The following is a 17,490-nucleotide window of genomic DNA, read 5'->3' on the forward strand; positions in this document are numbered from 1 at the left end:
AAAAATAAAATGAAGGGCTCGGTTGAGCCCTTTTCAATATGAAAATCAGTTGAGTGTGTCATATGAAGTTGTACTTAACGGCAGCATGGATCTCGATCGCTGCATGCTCTCTACCAACCTTTGCCCAAGAAGCCGCGCCCGAATCCAAAATTGCATCCAACCCTACCCTGAAGTCCGGTGGTGGCACCACAGTCAATAAATCCGGCCCGAATGCTTTTTCTCTCCCGGCGGCCAACTTGCCGATGTCGAAACGCCTGGATTTTAGTGTCGGGAACAGTTTTTTTCGAAACCCTTGGGTTCAGGCACCGGCAACCACCGATGCCCGGGATGGCCTGGGGCCGATTTTCAACACCAACGGGTGCCAGAACTGTCATATCAAGGACGGCCGGGGCCATCCACCGGAGGCGGGGGATGGCAATGCCGTCTCAATGTTGGTGCGTTTGAGTATTCCGGCGACTACCGCGGAGCAGCAGCGAGCGCTGATTGTCGGCGGGGTGATCCCGGATCCGATTTATGGCGATCAGCTGCAGGATTTTGCCAATCCGGGTGCCAAACCGGAAGGGCAGGTGGCGGTGACTTATCGCGACGTTCCGGTAACTTTTGCTGATGGAGACGTGGTTACGTTGCGCCAGCCCGAGGTGTCGATTTCTGATCTCAATTATGGCGCCCTGCATCCGGATGTCATGCTCTCGGCACGTATCGCCCCGCCGATGATTGGCCTTGGCCTGCTGGAGCAAATTCCGGAACACACACTTGAAGCCTTTGCCCGCGAGCAGCACGAAGCGGGGCAGGGGGTATCCGGGAAACTGAACAAGGTCTGGGATGTCCAGCAGCAGAAAACCGTGACCGGCCGCTTTGGCTGGAAAGCCGGCCAGCCGACGGTCATGCAGCAAAATGCGGCCGCCTTTAACGGCGATGTCGGCCTGACCAGCCGACTGTTCCCGCAGGAGAACTGCACGGCGCAACAAACGGTCTGTACGGAGCTGCCGAGTGGCGGTGAGCCGGAAGTCAGCGACAACGTGCTGAACTTCGTTGAATTTTATGCCCGTCACCTGGCGGTACCGGCACGCCGGAATGTGGATGACCCGCAAGTGAAACTGGGTGAGTCTCTGTTTACTAAGGTCGGCTGTGAAAGCTGTCACCGTACATCCGTCGAAACGGCAAAGAATGACGCCCTGCCGGCGCTGTCGGAGCAGTTGATCCATCCGTATACCGATTTGCTGCTGCACGATATGGGCGAAGGGCTGGCGGATCACCGCGGTGAATTCCTGGCCAATGGCCGTGAATGGCGCACCGCACCGCTGTGGGGGATTGGCTATACCGAAGAAGTGAACGGCCACAGTTACTTCCTTCATGACGGTCGGGCCCGCAATTTAATGGAAGCAATTCTCTGGCATGGCGGTGAAGCACAGCAAAGTCGTGATAAAGTGTTGATGCTCACTAAGAATGAGCGCGATGCATTGGTTGCCTTTTTGCAATCGTTATAGGGAGAAAGCATGAAAAGTTCTGTATTGTCAGTGGCCGCCGCAGCGCTGCTGATGACAGGTTGCCAAGAGCAGCAGACGATGAGTGAGGCGGTGCACCAGTTGCATGTCACGTCGGCTGAGGATTTTACGAAAGCTGCCGGGCAGCTGAACCAGGACCTGGAAGCCGTTTGTGAAAGCTACAGCCCGGCCTCGCTGGCTGCGGCGCAGCAGTCCTGGCGCCAAGCCATGGATCGCTGGATGGTCTTTCAGGGTCGGGATAAAGGCAGTGAAGCGGCGTTGGCGCTAAGCTGGCAAATTCAATTCTGGCCGGACAAGAAGAATATTACCGGAGTCAAGCTCAGCCAGATGCTGAAACAGGACAAAGCCTGGACGGTCGCGGATGTAGCTGGGCAGAGTGTCGCCGTGCAGGGGCTGGGCGCAACCGAATGGTTCTTGTATGAGCATGCAGATCAGCTTGCAAACGGTCAGGGCTGTGCTCTGGCAGGCGCCATCGGCGGCCGACTCCAGCAAAGCAGTGAGCAACTGCTGGCGGCTTGGCAGAACAATCCGTGGCAGCAGATGACGCCGCAAATGGCGCTGGGTGAGTATCTGGGTGCGCTGAATAACCAGCTTGATTACAGTATGAAAAAACTGGGTCGACCGCTGGGGAAACCGGGCTCACCGAAGCCGTATCAGGCCGAGGCCTGGCGTTCACAAACCTCGCTGAGCCACCTGAAAGCCAGCGTGGCTGCAATGCAGCAGCTGTATCTGGCCGGTGGCCACGGGATCGATGCCTTGTTGCGAGAGCAGGGCTTTGGCGAGACGGCAGATCGGATCAATAACCAGTTCGCGTCTTTGCTGGCCGACTGGCCGCAGTCGGACGCCATGGTGCCGATGCTGAAAACTGTGGCGGGGTATCGCGAGCTGCTGAAGATTTACAACGGCCTGGAATACATCCGGATTGCGTTGCATGATGAGGTGGCCCCGGAATTGAAAGTAGTCGTGGGGTTCAATGCAACCGATGGTGACTGATACAACACGACGGAAGTTACTGCGTGCGGCCCTGGGGGCCGCCACGCTGGCACCGGTAGCAACAGCCCTGACGGCATGCAGTGGTACAACTGCGACGGCCCAGGCGACCCCGCGGATCATCGGATGCAGCCGGACCGCCAAGGGCAACTATGCGCTGGTCGTGGCCTCCCGGGATGGTCAGCCGATTTATCGCTGTGCTCTGCCGGGTCGAGGTCATGGGGTGGCCCTGCAACCGGGCGGCGCCCTGGCGGCAGCTTTCAGTCGGCGTCCGGGACAGTACCTGCAGGTGCTCGACTATCGCAGCGGGGAAGAATGGCCGATCCGGGCAGCGGATCCCGACCGGCACTTTTACGGCCACGGGGTATTTTCGGCCGACGGTCAGTATCTCTACGCCACGGAAGGGGTTAGCACCACCAGTGAAGGGGTGATCGGGGTTTACCAAGTGACACCGGGCCTGCCGAAGGTGGCTGAGTATACAGGATTTGGCATTGGTCCCCATGAAGTCGTGCGGATTGACGAGCATACCCTGGCAATCGGTGTCGGCGGTGTTCACACGCAGGGGCGAACGCCGCTGAATCTGGACACCATGCAACCGGCCCTGGTGTATCTGGATGCCCGTAACGGCGCGTTGCTGGAGAAGGTCACCCTGGCGGACAAGCGCCTGAGTATCCGCCACCTGAGCGTGACGGATAGCGGTGAAGTAGCGTGCGGCCAGCAGTACCGGGGAGAGCCGGAGCAGGCAGCCCCGCTGGTGGCGCTGCATCGCCGGGGGGAGCCGCTTCGCCAGTTGCTGGCCGAAGATGAGCAGTGGCTGCGGTTTAACCACTATATTGCCAGCATCGCCAGTGTCGATGGCTATTTGCTCGCGACTTCTCCACGGGGGAATTGCTACGGGATTTGGCATGAAGCCAGCCGCGAGCTGGTTGAAATCCGCCCGTTAGTGGATGCCTCCGGTGTGGGGGTGATCCAAGGTGAATGGCTGGTCGGCTCCGGCTCCGGCAAAGTGCTGACCATCACGCCGCCCGCCAGTGTCGTCGGGTTCCAAAGCCCGGTGATGTGGGACAATCACTGGAATGTGCTGCCGGGGTAACCGGCAGCCACTACGATCGGGCTGCCACAACCGGGTACCCACCACGACGGAAACCTGGCTTCCTGTCAAGCGCCATCGGCTGGACTATCACCTTTCTGGGACAAAATCGTCTGCCGTGGCGCTTATACCTGCCGTCGCCATTTTCTGACTTGCTTTGTTTGCCGTTGGGTAAGTTGCTCTCTTTTTGAACATCCGTCTCTCTGCTCAGCCTTCCCGTGTTCCGCTCTCCTTGAGTCGCTATCTCTCTGAAAGGCAAGTTTAACGCGCTTTTCCACTGGTCGAGTTTAAGTATTGAAACATTTCTGCTCCGCAGCACCGACTAAATTTAAGTCCGTCACGCTTCGAATTTGCCATACTTAAAATGTTGTAGACGGGGAGCTCCCATGGCTATATCTAAGCTTCGTTGTATCGGGCTTGTTGTGATGGTCACTGCTCAGATGGTGTCGGCTGAGACCTTGTCCCCGGCACAGGCGCCGGTCGTGGCGTTGGACGCCGCAGATCCGACGGTTGCGGCAATCGCCCCCCAGGCTGATGCCGAACAGTGGGTGCGTCAAACGACGAGTCATCTTTCGAGCGTCCGCTATATTCATCAATTGGCAGCCTTGTATCTGGCCAATGGCTACGCGCCGTTGTGGCAGGATTCGCTGGCGACCACTGCACTGGAAGCGCAGCTGCAATTGCTCGCGCTCTCCGGGGTTAGTGCTGATTTCTCCCGTCGTTACACGCAATTGGTTCACCTCAAACAGTCCAATGACTGGCGTCAGTATGACTTGTTGGCCACGGATACCTTACTGGCTTATATGAGTTATCTCGAAGGCCTGCCGGAGTATGGCCGGGGCTGGCTGTTCGGGGCCGGGATCGACCCAAGCTTGCCGCTGCCTTCCTCTCAGGGCCTGAGCCATCTGAACAGCGCGATCGAAACCGGGCAGTTGCGAGCATTTGTTGCCGCATTGAAACCGCAGGATCGGCGCTATACCCAATTGCAGCGGGCCATCGATGCCCTGATGCAGCACAGCCAGGAGCCCTGGCCCGGCTTTTATCAACCGGGCTATATTCGGCTGGGGACCCGGCTTCGAAAACCGGAGGCCCTGATTGACCGCTTGGAGCGACTGGGCGATTTGACGGCTCACCAGGCCGCCCAGCTGCGGGCGTCGAAGGTGCGGACCTATAATATTGATCTAGCCAATGCGATGAAGCGGTTTCAGGAGCGGCACGGGTTGAAAGTGGATGGCGTGATTGGCCCGCAGACCCGCTACTGGCTGATGATGCCGGTTCAGGAGCGGATCCGGATCCTGGCCCTGAATGCCCAGCGCTTACGTCTGTGGCCGGCCGATTTTCCGTCGATGCTGGTGGTGAACATACCGGCTTATGATCTGAGCCTGTGGCTGGACAATAAACACGTGCTGGACAGTAAAGTGATTGTCGGGCGCCCCAGCCGTCCGACGCCACTGATGAGTTCGACGGTCGCTTCTGTGGTGTTTAATCCGTACTGGAATGTGCCGAACTCAATCATGCGCAAGGATATTCTGCCAAAGGCCCGTTATGATCGTGGTTATCTGTATCGCAACGGCTTTCGGGTGATCCGGAGCTGGAACAGCTCAGAGCAGATCCCGATCCATACCATTGATTGGCGCCTGGTGAATGCGAAAGCCTTTCCGTACCGGCTACGCCAGCAGCCGGGGAAAAAGAATGCACTAGGCCGGTTTAAATTCAATATCCCGAACAATAATGCGATTTACCTGCATGACACCCCCGCCAAAAGTTTGTTTAACAAAACCACGCGGGCGTTCAGTTCTGGGTGTATTCGGGTGGAGCATGCGGACGATTTAGCCCGGATTTTGCTGACGGACTCCGGCGTGTCGCCACAGCGGGTGGATGAGTTAAAAGCGAGAACGAATACCCGAACCGTCGGGCTCAGTAATCAGGTCAAGGTTCATCTGATTTATCAGACAGCCTGGGTCGATGAAGACGGGCAGGTGAACTTCCGTAACGATGTCTACAGCTATGACCAAATCAACCAGATGTCGCAAAAAGAAGAAAAATTTACATTTCTTTTTTCGGGCGAAAATCCTTACTAGTCAATAATTAGTCAAAAATCAACCAGAATAGTGTCGGGATTTTGTCATTTTTGGGTTTGACTGGATAAAAACCGAACGTTATCTTGCAGTTCGTTTTGCCGTCACTGGCTCGATTCAAGCAAGAAAATGGTTTAGGTTAGGATGTCTGAGATTGATTACAAGCGCCGCCAGTTGTTGGTTGCTGGAGGGATGGCTGTTGGCGCATGTTTACTGCCTGGCGCGGCATTATCAAGTCCGTATAAAGCTTCTGGTTCAAATGAAGCTTCTGGCGCTCACAAAGCAATAAGTTCTCGAACGCTTTCACTGTGTAATATCCACACCCGTGAGGATCTTGAAACTCAGTATTTTGACGGGAAAAGCTATATCCGGCAGGAGTTGCAGCGGATCAACCATATCTGCCGCGACTTTCGACGCAATGAAGTGGCGCACATGGATCGGCGTTTGTTTGATGCCATCACCGAGATCCAGGAAGGCCTCGGCCATAAAGGCCAGGTTCGCATCATTTCGGGATACCGATCACCAGAAACGAATCGTACCTTGCAAAAAAATGGTGGCGTGGCGAAAAAAAGCTATCATATGAAAGGCCAGGCGATTGACTTCAATCTCGAAGGGGTACCGCTGTCGAAAGTGCGTAACGCGGCCCTGGAACTTCGCCTCGGCGGTGTCGGGTATTACCCGAACAGTGGCTTTATCCACATTGATACCGGTCCGGTTCGCCGTTGGTGAGCGGCCTACAGCTCAGTCAAATCGAATAATTCCAAAGCCGGTTTCTGTCTCCCTCTCTTGACAGATTCCGGCTTTGTTGTCTCTGTCGGGTGGATTTGACATTGGTCGTTGCCCCGCTCCTCATGGTATCCTGCGGCCAGTCGATTGAAGTTTAGGATAGGGCTATGAGTCTTCAGTATACAATTGTTCCGGTCACCCCGTTTCAGCAAAATTGCTCCATTGTCTGGTGTGATGAAACCCATGAAGCCGCGCTGGTGGATCCGGGCGGCGATATCGCACAGCTCAAAGCGAAAGTGCAACAGTTGGGGGTGACCGTCACCAAACTGATCCTGACCCACGGCCATCTGGATCATGTCGGCGGCACTGCGCCGTTGGCGGCTGAACTGAATGTCCCGATCATTGGTCCGCATCAGGATGATGCGTTTTGGCTGCAAGGCTTGCCGGAGCAGAGCCAGATGTTCGGCTTCCCGCGGACCGAAGCCTTTGAACCGGATCAGTGGCTGGCTGAGGGGGATGTGATCACCGTCGGCAACCAATCTCTACAGGTGTACCACACACCGGGCCATACCCCGGGTCATGTCGTGTTATTCAGCGATTCGGCCAGGTTGGCGTTTGTCGGGGATGTCCTGTTTAAAGGCGGGATCGGCCGGACCGATTTTCCAAAAGGTGATTACCAGACCCTGATCAATGCCATCAAAGGCAAGTTGTGGCCGCTCGGCAATGATGTCACTTTCATTCCGGGCCACGGTCCGCAATCAACGTTCGGCCAGGAACGAGCTTCCAACCCGTTTGTTGCCGACGAAATGCCGCTGTACTAAAGCGCTGGATGCTGACGCGCTTTGTCGCGCACGTACTTTTCCGGGGCGTCAGCATGGTCAGCATGCTGCAAGATAGCGCCGGGTCAGCCCAACGAACTCATCTGTTGGGCGATCCAGTAAATCTTCTGAGATAAAAAAATCATACCCCAGCAGCTCGCGGTTGTACTTCATCCGGTTGGCCAGCATGGCCAGAAGTCCTTTGAGGGGCTTGCCGCTGCGGGTAATAAAATGCCGGTCGTCGAACAGCATATCTTCGATGTGATGGGGCGGATGCTCTGCCCGGCGATAGGCCATGATCAGCAGCGCGCGCTGCTCCATCAGGATTTTGCTGGCAATCCGCGGGCAAATCGACTCCAGAAATTCATCATACTCTTTAAGCCGGACGCCGACCCAGGGAATGGGCTGGTACCAGCCCTGATATCCGACCGTGGCCGGACCGATTTCCGCAATGTTGCTCCAGCGCGCCAACCAGCCGCCGGACGGGCTGTGAAACTGAAGGTGCATAAACGTCAGGGTAAAGGACACTTCCGGATCCTGAGTTTGTTTGATCCCGATGATCAGCAGGGTGATTGCGGCAAGTAGCAGCAGCGCAACAGCCGCCGAGTTAATTTGCGGATACCAGAAGACCAGCAACCCCACCGCAATGAAGGCGCTCAAGCTGATGGATAGCCAGAAGCTGCGCGGTTTGGTGGTAAGCGGTTTGATGTAGCGGGTTTTCAAGCAGCCCTCCTTCCGGGAATGATGGTCTGTGGTGTCAGGCTCTCCCTCGGTACTGTTGCCAAGGCCAAGGCCAAGGCCAAGGCCAAGGCCAAGGCCAAGGCCAAGGCCAAGGCCAAGGCCAAGGTCAAGGGAATAAGGAGCGCCGAACAGGCGGATATGCTCCTGCGTTAATTATGGTTGATGATCGGAAAAGGGGCCTGATAATGCAGCGACTTGGCTCACAATAAGCCTTCTTTTTCATATTCCGGGTCGTTTACTGCGTATGTCTGCTTAATTTGAATGATTGTCCGGAATTAACAACTTTTTCCTGCCGGAAAATTTTCTTGAAATGAGAAGTTATCTCATATTTTTGTCTAAAATCACGTTTTGTTGTTGGTTAAATAGCCGTTTGCTGGCAATTCTCTGACATCCTTGGTATAACACGCGCTTACTTTTTCCCGCTGGCGATACCGATCTGGTAACTCACTGATTGGTATATGGTGGTGACTGAAAGTAGTGCAACGGAGTAGGAAATTTAATGAGAATCTCTCACAAACGTAAAGTACAGCTGAAGCTGCAAAAGCGCGTGATGGCAACTGTAGCAGTAGCAAAACCGGCAGCAGCGAAAGCTGTGAAAAAAGCACCAACTGCAGAAACAGTAAAAGCTGCCCCAGCGGCAAAACCTGTTGAGAAGCAACAGCCAGCTCCAGCGGCGGCTGTGGCGACTCAAGTGTCACTGACACCAAAACAGCAAGCCGTGCTGGATATTGTTGTGACCCACGCTGAGGGGATCAACCCGAAAGGTATCGGTCTGCAGGCAGGTCAGGAAGAAGCGAAAGCAGCATCCTGGGCCACGGGCGCGCTGAAAAAACTGGCCGAAGAAGGTCTGGTGGAGCGCATCCAACTGGCAGGCAACAAAGTACTGTACAAAGCGGTATAAGCCTGTGAACCCGTTCCTGCCAGACAGGAGCGGGTGACTTTTCCTGTTCCTGTTTTCTCCTTCCTCTTGGTTTGTTCCTGTGTTGTATCTCCCGGGTTGTTTCTTTCCTGAGTGATGTTCTTCTTTTTGATCACGCAACGTTTTTTTCTTAAGACTCGCCTGATCCCCTATTTCTCGTCCAGGAAACGTACTGCGCGTCTTTTTTCTAAGACTTGCAGCATGTCGGCTTGGTCGTTGATTTTTCCCGTGAAAATGCGCTCCTCATGCTGAAAGATCCGGCAGTAGCCGGATTGGCACAGATTATTGCTCAGATTTCTGTAAGCTCTGCTATAACTTACATAACAAGGTACACGTTGCTGAGAAATTGAGAATCGGAGGCAGTTTATGACGATGATCAGTGCGAGAGAGTTTGCCGGCTGGCTCCGCAACCGCTTTGCTGATGAAGAGCAGGGCGTCTGCCTGACCCGGGACGACATCAATCAGCTGACTGGCCGGCAGGGGTTTACGCTCGATTTTGTGCATGACATTCATTATGAGCTGATGCAGCACGGGATGGCATTTGTCACCGATACGTGCCGCGAAACGTTTTATTTGATGCCGGTTTCGAAAAAGCCCTGGCGGGAGCAACTGGAAAGCCAGTATGAACGGGAGCTTTTTTATAATGTGCTGCCCCTGGACAAGTCCGGGTAGGCCGCACATCCCAAGCCCCCAAAAGCCCCCAAAAGCCCCCAAAAGCCCCCAAGACCGAAGGCGGAGCTGTGAGCGATGCGCTTTGCAGGTAGACTCGTTTTACAGGTAAATTGGCTTTTCAGGTAGATTGGCTTTGCAGGTGGATTGGTTTTGCGTGCGGGTAGATAGGCTTTGCTGGTATCAGGAGTTTAACCGATCAAAAAAGGGCGCTTGGCGCCCTTTTTTGTTGTTCATTGCATTTGCCTTACAGGACTGCGGCAATTCCGGCACACAGCGGCTGCATGTTGGCTTTGGTCATCCCGGCAACACTGATCCGGCCTGAGCCAACGATATAAATCCCGAACTCATCTTTCAGGCGCTGGACCTGGGCTTTATTCAGGCCAGAGAACGAGAACATGCCGTTCTGGCGCTCAATGAAGCTGAAGTCCGCTTCGACACCCAGATCTTTCAGGGTCTGAACAAACAGGGTCCGCATTTCCTGGATGCGATCGCGCATATCGGCCACTTCCTGCTCCCACTCCGCACGAAGGGCGTCATCGTTCAGAATTTCGGTTACCACGGCGGCACCGTGCGCTGGTGGGTTGGAGTAGATCACTCGGGCAATCGCTTTCACTTGGCTGAAGGCGGTTTCTGCCTGCTCTGCGGTATCTGCAACCAGGGTGAAGGCACCGACCCGCTCGTTGTAAAGGCCGAAGTTTTTTGAGAATGAGCTGGCAACCAGCAATTCTTTACATTGTTCGGCGAAAATGCGCAGGCCCTGGGCATCTTCTTCTACGCCCTTGGCAAAGCCCTGGTAGGCAAAGTCAAACATTGGCAGCAGTTGTTTTTCAACGCACAGCTCGGCCAGTTTTTGCCATTGCGCGGCATCCGGGTCGATCCCGGTTGGGTTGTGGCAGCAGCCGTGCAGCAGGACAACGTCGCCCGGCGCAGCAGTCGCCAGATCGGCCAGAGCCGCATCGAAATCCATGTCTTTGGTTTCTGCGTTGTAGTAGCTGTACTGGGCTGTTGCCAGACCGGCTGCAGTGAAGACGCCGTTGTGGTTCGCCCAGGTTGGGTTGCTGATCCACACTTTCACGTCACCCAGCTGGCGCTTGATGAATTCGGCGGCCACACGAAGGGCACCGGTACCACCCGGCGCCTGAGCGGTTTTGGCGCGCTTGGATGAAATGATCGCTGCATCTGCACCGAACAGCAGTTGTTGAACTGCAAGACCGTACTCAGCGGTGCCCGGAATGCTCAGGTAAGATTTGGTGGTCTCTTTTTCCAGCAAAATGGCTTCGGCTTTCTTCACCGTGCTCAGGACTGGCGTGTTGCCGGACTCATTCTTGTAAATCCCGACACCCAGGTTGATTTTCTCTGAGCGGGGATCGTTTTTAAACTCTTCAGTGAGGCCAAGAATCGGGTCGGCAGGGGCAGCAGTGATCTTTTCAAACATTGTGGGTCTTCCATGCAAATTAAACAAAGGGCGATGGCCCTATTTATACCTTGTGTGCGTCACCCTTGACAACAGCAGGTTACACTTTCATTGAAGTTTTCACGCTGCGTTGTAAACGATTGCGCAATTAAAAGCCAGACAAGAAAAAAGGCTACCTGAACAGGTAGCCTTTTGGGTGTCTTGTACCGCGGATCAGAAGTTCGCTGAACGTGGCGTCCGTGGGAATGGGATCACGTCACGAACGTTGCCCATACCGGTGACGTAAGAGACCAGACGCTCGAAGCCCAGACCGAACCCGGCGTGTGGCACGGTGCCGTAGCGACGCAGATCGCGGTACCAGTTCATGTGCTCCGGATCGATATCCATCGCTCTCATACGCTCGTCCAGGATGTCCAGGCGCTCTTCACGCTGAGAACCACCGATAATTTCACCTATGCCCGGTGCCAGTACGTCCATCGCCGCAACGGTTTTGCCGTCGTCGTTCATGCGCATGTAGAACGCTTTGATATCTTTCGGGTAGTTCTTCACGATGACCGGTGCTTTGAAGTGCTCTTCAGCCAGGTAGCGCTCATGCTCAGAAGACATGTCGATACCCCACTCAACGTCGAACTCAAAGTCACGGCCGGAGTCTTTCAGGATCTGGATCGCATCGGTGTAGTCCACCTGGGCGAAGTCAGAGTCCACGAATTGCTCCAGACGAGTAATGGCTTCTTTGTCGATACGCTGGGCAAAGAACTCCAGGTCGTCACGACGCTCTTCCAGCACGGCTTTGAACACATACTTCAGCATGTCTTCAGCCAGCTTGGCAACGTCATCCAGATCCGCGAAGGCCACTTCCGGCTCAACCATCCAGAACTCCGCCAGGTGGCGGCTGGTGTTTGAGTTTTCAGCACGGAACGTCGGACCGAAGGTGTAAACCTTGCTCAGGGCGCAGGCATAGGCTTCGGCGTTTAGCTGACCGGATACAGTCAGGAAGGTTTCTTTACCAAAGAAGTCTTCGTTGTAATCCACGTCACCTTTGTCAGTGCGTGGCAGGTTCGCCATGTCCAGGGTCGAGACGCGGAACATCTCACCGGCACCTTCACAGTCAGAAGCGGTGATCAGCGGCGCAGACATCCAGAAGTAGCCTTGCTCATGGTAGAAACGGTGAATTGCCTGAGACAGGCAGTTACGGACACGGGCTACCGCACCAATGACATTGGTACGCGGACGCAGGTGCGCCACTTCACGCAGGTACTCAATCGAGTGACGGGTTTTTGCCATTGGATAAGTATCGGCATCTTCAACCCAGCCAACCACTTTTACTTCGGTTGCAGCCAGCTCAAAGTCCTGACCTTTTGCCGGTGACGCAACGATTTTACCAGTGACCTCAACAGAGCAACCAGTCGTCAGCTTCAGTACTTCATCCTGGTAATTATTTAACTCATTAGGGACCACGGCCTGAATCGGGTCGAAACAAGAGCCGTCATAAATGGCAAGGAAAGAGATTCCGGCTTTGGAATCACGACGTGAGCGGATCCAACCGCGGACAGTGACTTCAGTGTCTACTGCCAGCTTTCCGCTTAGTACGTCTGTTACAGGCGCGTAAGTCATGTTTAAATTATTCTCCGTTAAGGCGCTTTATACATCTATGTTTAAACAGTTTAAATATAGAGTCCGAAGAAGCAATATTACCTGTCTTACAACAGGCATCAAGCCTTCTTATCGCCCGAAAGGGTAAATTGACGCAGTAAATGTTCTAACTGCTCGACCAATTGCTCAAGATTTACGCTAATCTCTCGTGATTGTAGCGCACGGCTGGAGGTATCGTCGGCATGGCTGGTGATTGTTTCCACTTTGGTGCGAATGGAATCGACCATGCTGGCCTGGGCACTGCTTTGCTGTTGGATGTCGTTGGCATGGTGATTGACCACCTGGATCCCGTTGCCGATCTCTGACAGCGCTTTGGAGAGCTGCTCAATGGTTTCCATTTTACTGTACGCCGTCTGACAGGTGTCTTCCACAGCGCTGGCTGAGGCTTCACAATCAGCATGCAGCGCCTGGATAATCGACTGGATGTCACCGGTGGCCTGATGCGTGCGATTGGCCAGGTTACGTACCTCTTCCGCGACAACGGCAAAACCACGGCCCTGCTCGCCGGCTCGGGCAGCTTCAATCGCGGCGTTGAGCGCCAGCAGGTTGGTTTGCTCGGCAATCCCGCGGATCACATCGAGGATGCTGGTGACCTGCTGGCTTTGCTCGTTGAGGTTGTCGATCCGGACCTTGACGTTCTCGATGTCGGTGACCAGGTGCTTGATGCCTGCTCCGGCATCATCAGCCAGGCTCGTGCCTTCCAATGCGGCATCCGCAGCACTTTCACTCAGGCTGGCCGCTTCTGTGGTACGGCGTTCGACATCGTGTTGCTGATGTTGCATCTCGTCGATGGCCGTGAGCATCTCGGATGTTTCCAGGCGCTGGCTGTCGGCGGCGCTGGTGGTATCGGCCGAGACCCGGATCAACTGGTTGGCCTGTTGGGTCAGCGATTCCGAGGTATTCTGGACCTGTTGCAGGCTGGCGGTGAAGTTATCCAGCATCTGGTCATAGCTGCGACACAACTCACCGATTTCATCGGTGCGATTTTCATTGAGGCGGCCGCTGAGATCCTGATACAAGCTGGTCTGTTTCATATAGCCCGACACCCGGAGCAACGGACGAACGATCATCCGGCGGATCAGGGTCAGGGCGAACAGGAAGCCGGTCGCGGCGATGGCAGCCATGATCCCGGCGGTGATCAGCAACTGCTCATCAACCCGCTGGTACAGCGGTCCCAGGTTATATTCCAGCCGTACGACCCCGAGGACTTCACCTTCTTCGGCCAGGTGGCACTGGATACAATTGGTGCCGCGATAATTACTGCTGGCCTTCATCGGCAGGGCAACAAGGAGGGTTTTACCGCTCTCGGTGGTGATGGTTTCGCTGATCTGCTCTCCTTTGAGCGCCCGCTGGTCAAAGTCATCAATCGGGGCCTGATTCTCAAAGCCCGGGCCGTAAAGTTTGGTGACTGCCGGTCCCCGGATGACGCGCACGTTTTCAATGCCTTTGTGCGACAGCACTTTTTCCCGCAGCGTTTCCCGCTGCGACATGGTGCCGGTCAGCATCATCATGTTCAGGCTGTCGAAATAGTTGCCGGCTTTATCTAAGGTTTGTTCGCTAATCACCGACTCCAGCAGCGCTTTCTGCTGGCGGGATTCATATGCCAGGGAGGTGATTAGCACAATGGCAAAAACAATAAACAGCGTCAGGAGGAGCTTATGAGCAATAGTTAAGCGCATCTTCCATGGTCTCTTTGGGTAGGGCTGCAGATTCTTGTAATAGTTCTTACATATTTTTTATGGACATAGTGTAGTGTTTACGCTTGTTAAAAAATAGTGCCTCAGTAGTTATTGTGACGTTGAACACGCCGCCAACTTCACATTTTGCACACAATTGACCACGTGCTGAATTAGCGGCTGCAGACGAAAAAAAGCTCGCATGGCGAGCTTTTTCTTAGTGAGAGCCTCTGTAGAAGCTTGGCAGAGCGGAACAGGCTACTGGCTCTGGGTAAAGCCACATGTTTGCCCATCGTTAAGAATTGTGCCGGCAACCGGCCCTTGTGGCTCACCATCTGCGGGCGGCTCTGCCGGTGGATTGACCGGTTCGGTAATGGGCACCACATTCGGCACCGTGTCGGCGTCGACCAGGGTCACCAGATCACTCCACATTTCGCCGTCAGTGGCGGCGTACTGCAGATCCGGGTCGCTTTGCCAGCGAGCCTGGTGGTTGAACGCTTTGATCGCAAACCCCAGACCGTCGGTGTCGGTCATCGCAATACGTTCGTTCATCGAACCGTCGACGGCCTCGTAATAGAGGGTGCCGTCTTCTTCCAGTCTCCAGCGGATCGCGAAGTTAAAGCCACAACCATCCGAATCGACATAGTTGCCGAGGAAGAAGTCGCCCTGGAAATTATCGCTCAGCTTGAGAAAACGAGAGCTGTCGCCGATGAACCGCAGTGCCCGGTCGTCATTTGTGTTACCACTCTGGCCTGTCAGCAGTGTCTGGGTGAAGCGGGGGTTACGCTGCTCCCAAATCTGTTTACACAGTGCTGTTTGGTCCTGATATTGCGTCAGCGTCTTCTTCGTGACCGGGGTGGTGGTGGTGCTGTTCCAGCCTGAATCCTGAGTCGCACAGGCCGCCAGCTGGCCGGGGCTGTATTCCTTGCTGATCAGGGTGAAGATGAGATCCGTCTCAGGCTGCGCGCCGTAGGCTTTGACGGCCAGGAGTTTGCGGCTGTAGTCAACGCTGGTGAGCGCCCAGTATTCGAATTCATCCGGCGTGGCGGTATTGGGCGTCAGCTTGAGATAGCCCTGTTCGGTCAGGGACCAACTGCGGCTACCGCCCTGGTGCAGACCATGGACGTAGTATTCCCAGCTGCTGTCGCTGCGTAAGATAGTGGTGGAGATTTCACCGTCTTCGGTGATCTGCACCAAATGTTGATCCATTAAATTGTTGAGGGTTTGCTGGGTAAATCGCTCATCCCCGCCGCATTCGGTGACCGCATTGAGGTACAGGTCCGGGTTGGCCCCCAGGCCGTTGCCAAAGTCACAGACACCGAACGGCGGCAGGTTGTCGCGGCTGGCCGCGGCGAAAATTTGCAGCTTGGCATTGTTATCAAAGCCGCTGTAGTTGAATGGCTGGTTTTCCAGCAGGGTTTCGCCAATGTGGACGAAGTTCCGATCTTCAACCAGGAACAGGTTTTTGTGGGCGAACCGGTAGTGATCGGCCAACTGTTGGATCACATTGGGAACATCGAACCGGATGATGGATTTTCCGGCCACCGTGGTCGGGGCCCAGAAGCCGTTTTCCTGAATATTCCAGGTATTGGCCGCGATGTTGACCCAGTAGCGGGCGGTGAAGTTATTATCATTGATCAGTTCAACCACCACGTTGTCGGCAATGGCGAAGCCGTTAATGCCGTTGATGGAAATCGCGGCATCGGCCGGTGCGGTCAACACGCCGTTCAGCTCGGTGTAAGGGCTGTTGGGCAGGCCGAATGGGGCAACCTGACAGTCAGTGTTGCCGTTGCGGTTGTCACACAACAGATAGGTTTCGCTTTCCGGACGCCAGGTAAAGTAGAATCCGAATGCCCCTTCGCTAAAGGTCTCGTCCGGTTTGATGTAACGGGTGATGTGATGGTTGTCCTCACTGGAGAGGAAATCATGCATCTTTTTGCCTGCCAGCTGATACACCTTGGCGTCCATGGTGATGCCGGCTTTGTCATCGCGAGCCAGGGCCGCATCGGTCAGCAACATGGTTTTGTCGGTGGCTAATTCGACTTTGAGGTAATCGAACAGGCCGACCCAGCCCTGGGCGGTGAGCACCTGGCGCGTGATATCGTTGTTGGTGAACTCAGTACTGCCGCTCAGGTAAGTGAAGACCTCGGTGAGAGCGATGTCTTCGGCGCCGTTTTTGTCCCAGCGAAATTCGTGGATGGCGGTTTCACCCACGCTGGTATTGTCCGCGTTGTAGACCATTTGCTCGGTTAGGATCCCGCTGCCGCTGTTATCGTTAAACGTGCTGACTTCCCAGTAGCCGTCGTTCAGAATCGCCTGGATATTGGCTTGTGCCGCGGCTTGTTCGGTCACAAAGCGCTCCATCCGGCCCTGTGTCATGGTTTTCACGATCGACAGCGACAACAAGTCAGTCAGCTTTATCCCTTGCAGTCCGACTTGCGGGAGCAGGGTTGCTTCCAGATCATCAGCGATGCGGTCCAGATCTTCCTGGAAGAAAAAGACCCGGCTGCGAACCGGCTCATCATAGAGGCCTTCAAAGATCCCCCAGCTCTCGTCCTGGATCACCCGCTCGACCAGCGCATGGTAGGCCAGCGTCGATTTCAGGCTCACGGTTAGTCGCTCTTCCGTCAGCGGGGCCATGTAAACATGGTCAGGGATGGGTTCGCCCGGGGCGATGGCGATGTCGGGGCTGTTTGAGAGATCAATCAGCAGTACGGCATTAATCCGGGTGCGGCTGCCGAGAGTGATGTCATAGATCCCGTCGCCTTGATTTTTCACGTCCGTGATCTCGATTTGCTCGAGGATCTTCCCTTTCTTATCCAGCCAGACGGCGGCAAAGTTCGCCTGTGCTAAATTGGTCTGCGCGTCGGCATAGGCCGTGCGGATCAGCCCCAACCCACCTGAGCGGTTGGCCGCGATCAGATCCGGCGGCGTATCGACTGTGATCGTGAATTTTGTTGAGACCGGTACGGCATCGGCTTCCGCGGCGGGTTGGCTGTCACCACCACCGCCCCCACAGGCAGTCAAAAATAAACTACAGGCCGCGACAAGGCAGCATCCCAGATAAGCACGCATAATCACTTCCCCAAACACATACTTTTATTATGTTTTGGGCTGAGTATAGGTTGCGGCCTGATGGCGGTTGTTAAAGCTGCGGCAGAGTCTTGCAGATTGAGCAGGATCTAAATTGTAAGAATCGGGCGGGCAG

At 55.1% G+C, this 17,490-nt stretch carries 14 protein-coding genes; 9 read left to right on the top strand and 5 right to left on the bottom strand.

From position 1 onward, the window contains the following. Positions 1 to 62 precede the first annotated feature (62 nt). From NH461_RS05980 to NH461_RS06005, 6 genes are all read left to right on the top strand, one after another. A complete protein-coding gene (locus NH461_RS05980; RefSeq protein WP_261602339.1) occupies positions 63 to 1,487 on the top strand; it encodes a di-heme oxidoredictase family protein in 1,425 nt (474 codons plus the stop codon). Positions 1,488 to 1,496: 9 nt separating this feature from the next. Beyond that, positions 1,497 to 2,498: an imelysin family protein gene (locus NH461_RS05985; protein WP_261602340.1), complete on the top strand. Its 1,002-nt coding sequence runs from the start codon at positions 1,497 to 1,499 to the stop codon at positions 2,496 to 2,498. After that, positions 2,488 to 3,588, top strand: a complete 1,101-nt coding sequence (locus NH461_RS05990; protein WP_261602845.1) for a DUF1513 domain-containing protein — start codon at positions 2,488 to 2,490, stop codon at positions 3,586 to 3,588. Before NH461_RS05985 ends, NH461_RS05990 begins: the two co-directional genes overlap by 11 nt. A 383-nt stretch (positions 3,589 to 3,971) precedes the next feature. Further along, on the top strand, positions 3,972 to 5,666 hold the full coding sequence (locus NH461_RS05995; RefSeq protein WP_261602341.1) for a murein L,D-transpeptidase: 1,695 nt from the start codon (positions 3,972 to 3,974) through the stop codon (positions 5,664 to 5,666). Between the two features lie 141 nt (positions 5,667 to 5,807). After that, a complete protein-coding gene (locus NH461_RS06000; RefSeq protein WP_261602342.1) occupies positions 5,808 to 6,392 on the top strand; it encodes a YcbK family protein in 585 nt (194 codons plus the stop codon). Positions 6,393 to 6,556: 164 nt separating this feature from the next. Beyond that, positions 6,557 to 7,210, top strand: coding sequence for an MBL fold metallo-hydrolase (locus NH461_RS06005; protein WP_261602343.1), 654 nt, complete (start codon positions 6,557 to 6,559; stop codon positions 7,208 to 7,210). A gap of 57 nt (positions 7,211 to 7,267) precedes the next feature. Here the strand turns inward: NH461_RS06005 and NH461_RS06010 are convergent, their stop codons facing one another. Further along, complete coding sequence (locus NH461_RS06010) at positions 7,268 to 7,930, bottom strand: DUF2982 domain-containing protein (RefSeq protein ID WP_261602344.1); 663 nt, start codon at positions 7,928 to 7,930, stop codon at positions 7,268 to 7,270. 18 nt (positions 7,931 to 7,948) lie between these two features. Between NH461_RS06010 and NH461_RS06015 the strand changes: the two genes are divergently transcribed. The 3 genes from NH461_RS06015 (at position 7,949) to NH461_RS06025 (ending at position 9,539) form a co-directional block, all read left to right on the top strand. Continuing rightward, complete coding sequence (locus NH461_RS06015; RefSeq protein WP_261602345.1) at positions 7,949 to 8,101, top strand: hypothetical protein; 153 nt, start codon at positions 7,949 to 7,951, stop codon at positions 8,099 to 8,101. Positions 8,102 to 8,447: 346 nt separating this feature from the next. Beyond that, positions 8,448 to 8,849, top strand: coding sequence for a MarR family transcriptional regulator (locus NH461_RS06020; protein WP_261602346.1), 402 nt, complete (start codon positions 8,448 to 8,450; stop codon positions 8,847 to 8,849). Between the two features lie 384 nt (positions 8,850 to 9,233). Further along, entirely contained in the window at positions 9,234 to 9,539 is a 306-nt protein-coding gene (locus NH461_RS06025) for a hypothetical protein (protein WP_261602347.1), read from the top strand. A 244-nt stretch (positions 9,540 to 9,783) separates the two neighbouring features. Here NH461_RS06025 and NH461_RS06030 read toward each other — a convergent pair whose 3' ends face one another. The 4 genes from NH461_RS06030 to NH461_RS06045 all read right to left on the bottom strand — a co-directional run bounded on the left by NH461_RS06030 (position 9,784) and on the right by NH461_RS06045 (position 17,357). Then, positions 9,784 to 10,974, bottom strand: coding sequence for an amino acid aminotransferase (locus NH461_RS06030; RefSeq protein WP_261602348.1), 1,191 nt, complete (start codon positions 10,972 to 10,974; stop codon positions 9,784 to 9,786). Between the two features lie 192 nt (positions 10,975 to 11,166). Beyond that, entirely contained in the window at positions 11,167 to 12,567 is a 1,401-nt protein-coding gene (gene asnS, locus NH461_RS06035; RefSeq protein ID WP_261602349.1) for an asparagine--tRNA ligase, read from the bottom strand. Between the two features lie 98 nt (positions 12,568 to 12,665). Then, the gene (locus tag NH461_RS06040; protein ID WP_261602350.1) at positions 12,666 to 14,285 is read right to left on the bottom strand and encodes a methyl-accepting chemotaxis protein; all 1,620 of its coding nucleotides are present in this window, start codon (positions 14,283 to 14,285) and stop codon (positions 12,666 to 12,668) included. Positions 14,286 to 14,540: 255 nt separating this feature from the next. Further along, on the bottom strand, positions 14,541 to 17,357 hold the full coding sequence (locus NH461_RS06045; RefSeq protein WP_261602351.1) for a hydrogenase expression protein HypA: 2,817 nt from the start codon (positions 17,355 to 17,357) through the stop codon (positions 14,541 to 14,543). Positions 17,358 to 17,490 lie beyond the last annotated feature (133 nt).

This window comes from Photobacterium sp. TY1-4, assembly GCF_025398175.1.
Classification (GTDB): Bacteria; Pseudomonadota; Gammaproteobacteria; order Enterobacterales; family Vibrionaceae; genus Photobacterium.

Excerpts from the sequence above, each read along its gene's own strand:
- NH461_RS05980 (WP_261602339.1), top strand. The coding sequence starts at position 63 with ATGAAGTTGTACTTAACGGCAGCATGGATCTCGATCGCTGCATGCTCT.
- NH461_RS05985 (WP_261602340.1), top strand. The coding sequence starts at position 1,497 with ATGAAAAGTTCTGTATTGTCAGTGGCCGCCGCAGCGCTGCTGATGACA.
- NH461_RS05990 (WP_261602845.1), top strand. The coding sequence starts at position 2,488 with ATGGTGACTGATACAACACGACGGAAGTTACTGCGTGCGGCCCTGGGG.
- NH461_RS05995 (WP_261602341.1), top strand. The coding sequence starts at position 3,972 with ATGGCTATATCTAAGCTTCGTTGTATCGGGCTTGTTGTGATGGTCACT.
- NH461_RS06000 (WP_261602342.1), top strand. The coding sequence starts at position 5,808 with ATGTCTGAGATTGATTACAAGCGCCGCCAGTTGTTGGTTGCTGGAGGG.
- NH461_RS06005 (WP_261602343.1), top strand. The coding sequence starts at position 6,557 with ATGAGTCTTCAGTATACAATTGTTCCGGTCACCCCGTTTCAGCAAAAT.
- NH461_RS06015 (WP_261602345.1), top strand. The coding sequence starts at position 7,949 with ATGATGGTCTGTGGTGTCAGGCTCTCCCTCGGTACTGTTGCCAAGGCC.
- NH461_RS06020 (WP_261602346.1), top strand. The coding sequence starts at position 8,448 with ATGAGAATCTCTCACAAACGTAAAGTACAGCTGAAGCTGCAAAAGCGC.
- NH461_RS06025 (WP_261602347.1), top strand. The coding sequence starts at position 9,234 with ATGACGATGATCAGTGCGAGAGAGTTTGCCGGCTGGCTCCGCAACCGC.
- NH461_RS06030 (WP_261602348.1), bottom strand. The coding sequence starts at position 10,974 with ATGTTTGAAAAGATCACTGCTGCCCCTGCCGACCCGATTCTTGGCCTC.
- asnS (WP_261602349.1), bottom strand. The coding sequence starts at position 12,567 with ATGACTTACGCGCCTGTAACAGACGTACTAAGCGGAAAGCTGGCAGTA.
- NH461_RS06040 (WP_261602350.1), bottom strand. The coding sequence starts at position 14,285 with ATGCGCTTAACTATTGCTCATAAGCTCCTCCTGACGCTGTTTATTGTT.
- NH461_RS06045 (WP_261602351.1), bottom strand. The coding sequence starts at position 17,357 with ATGCGTGCTTATCTGGGATGCTGCCTTGTCGCGGCCTGTAGTTTATTT.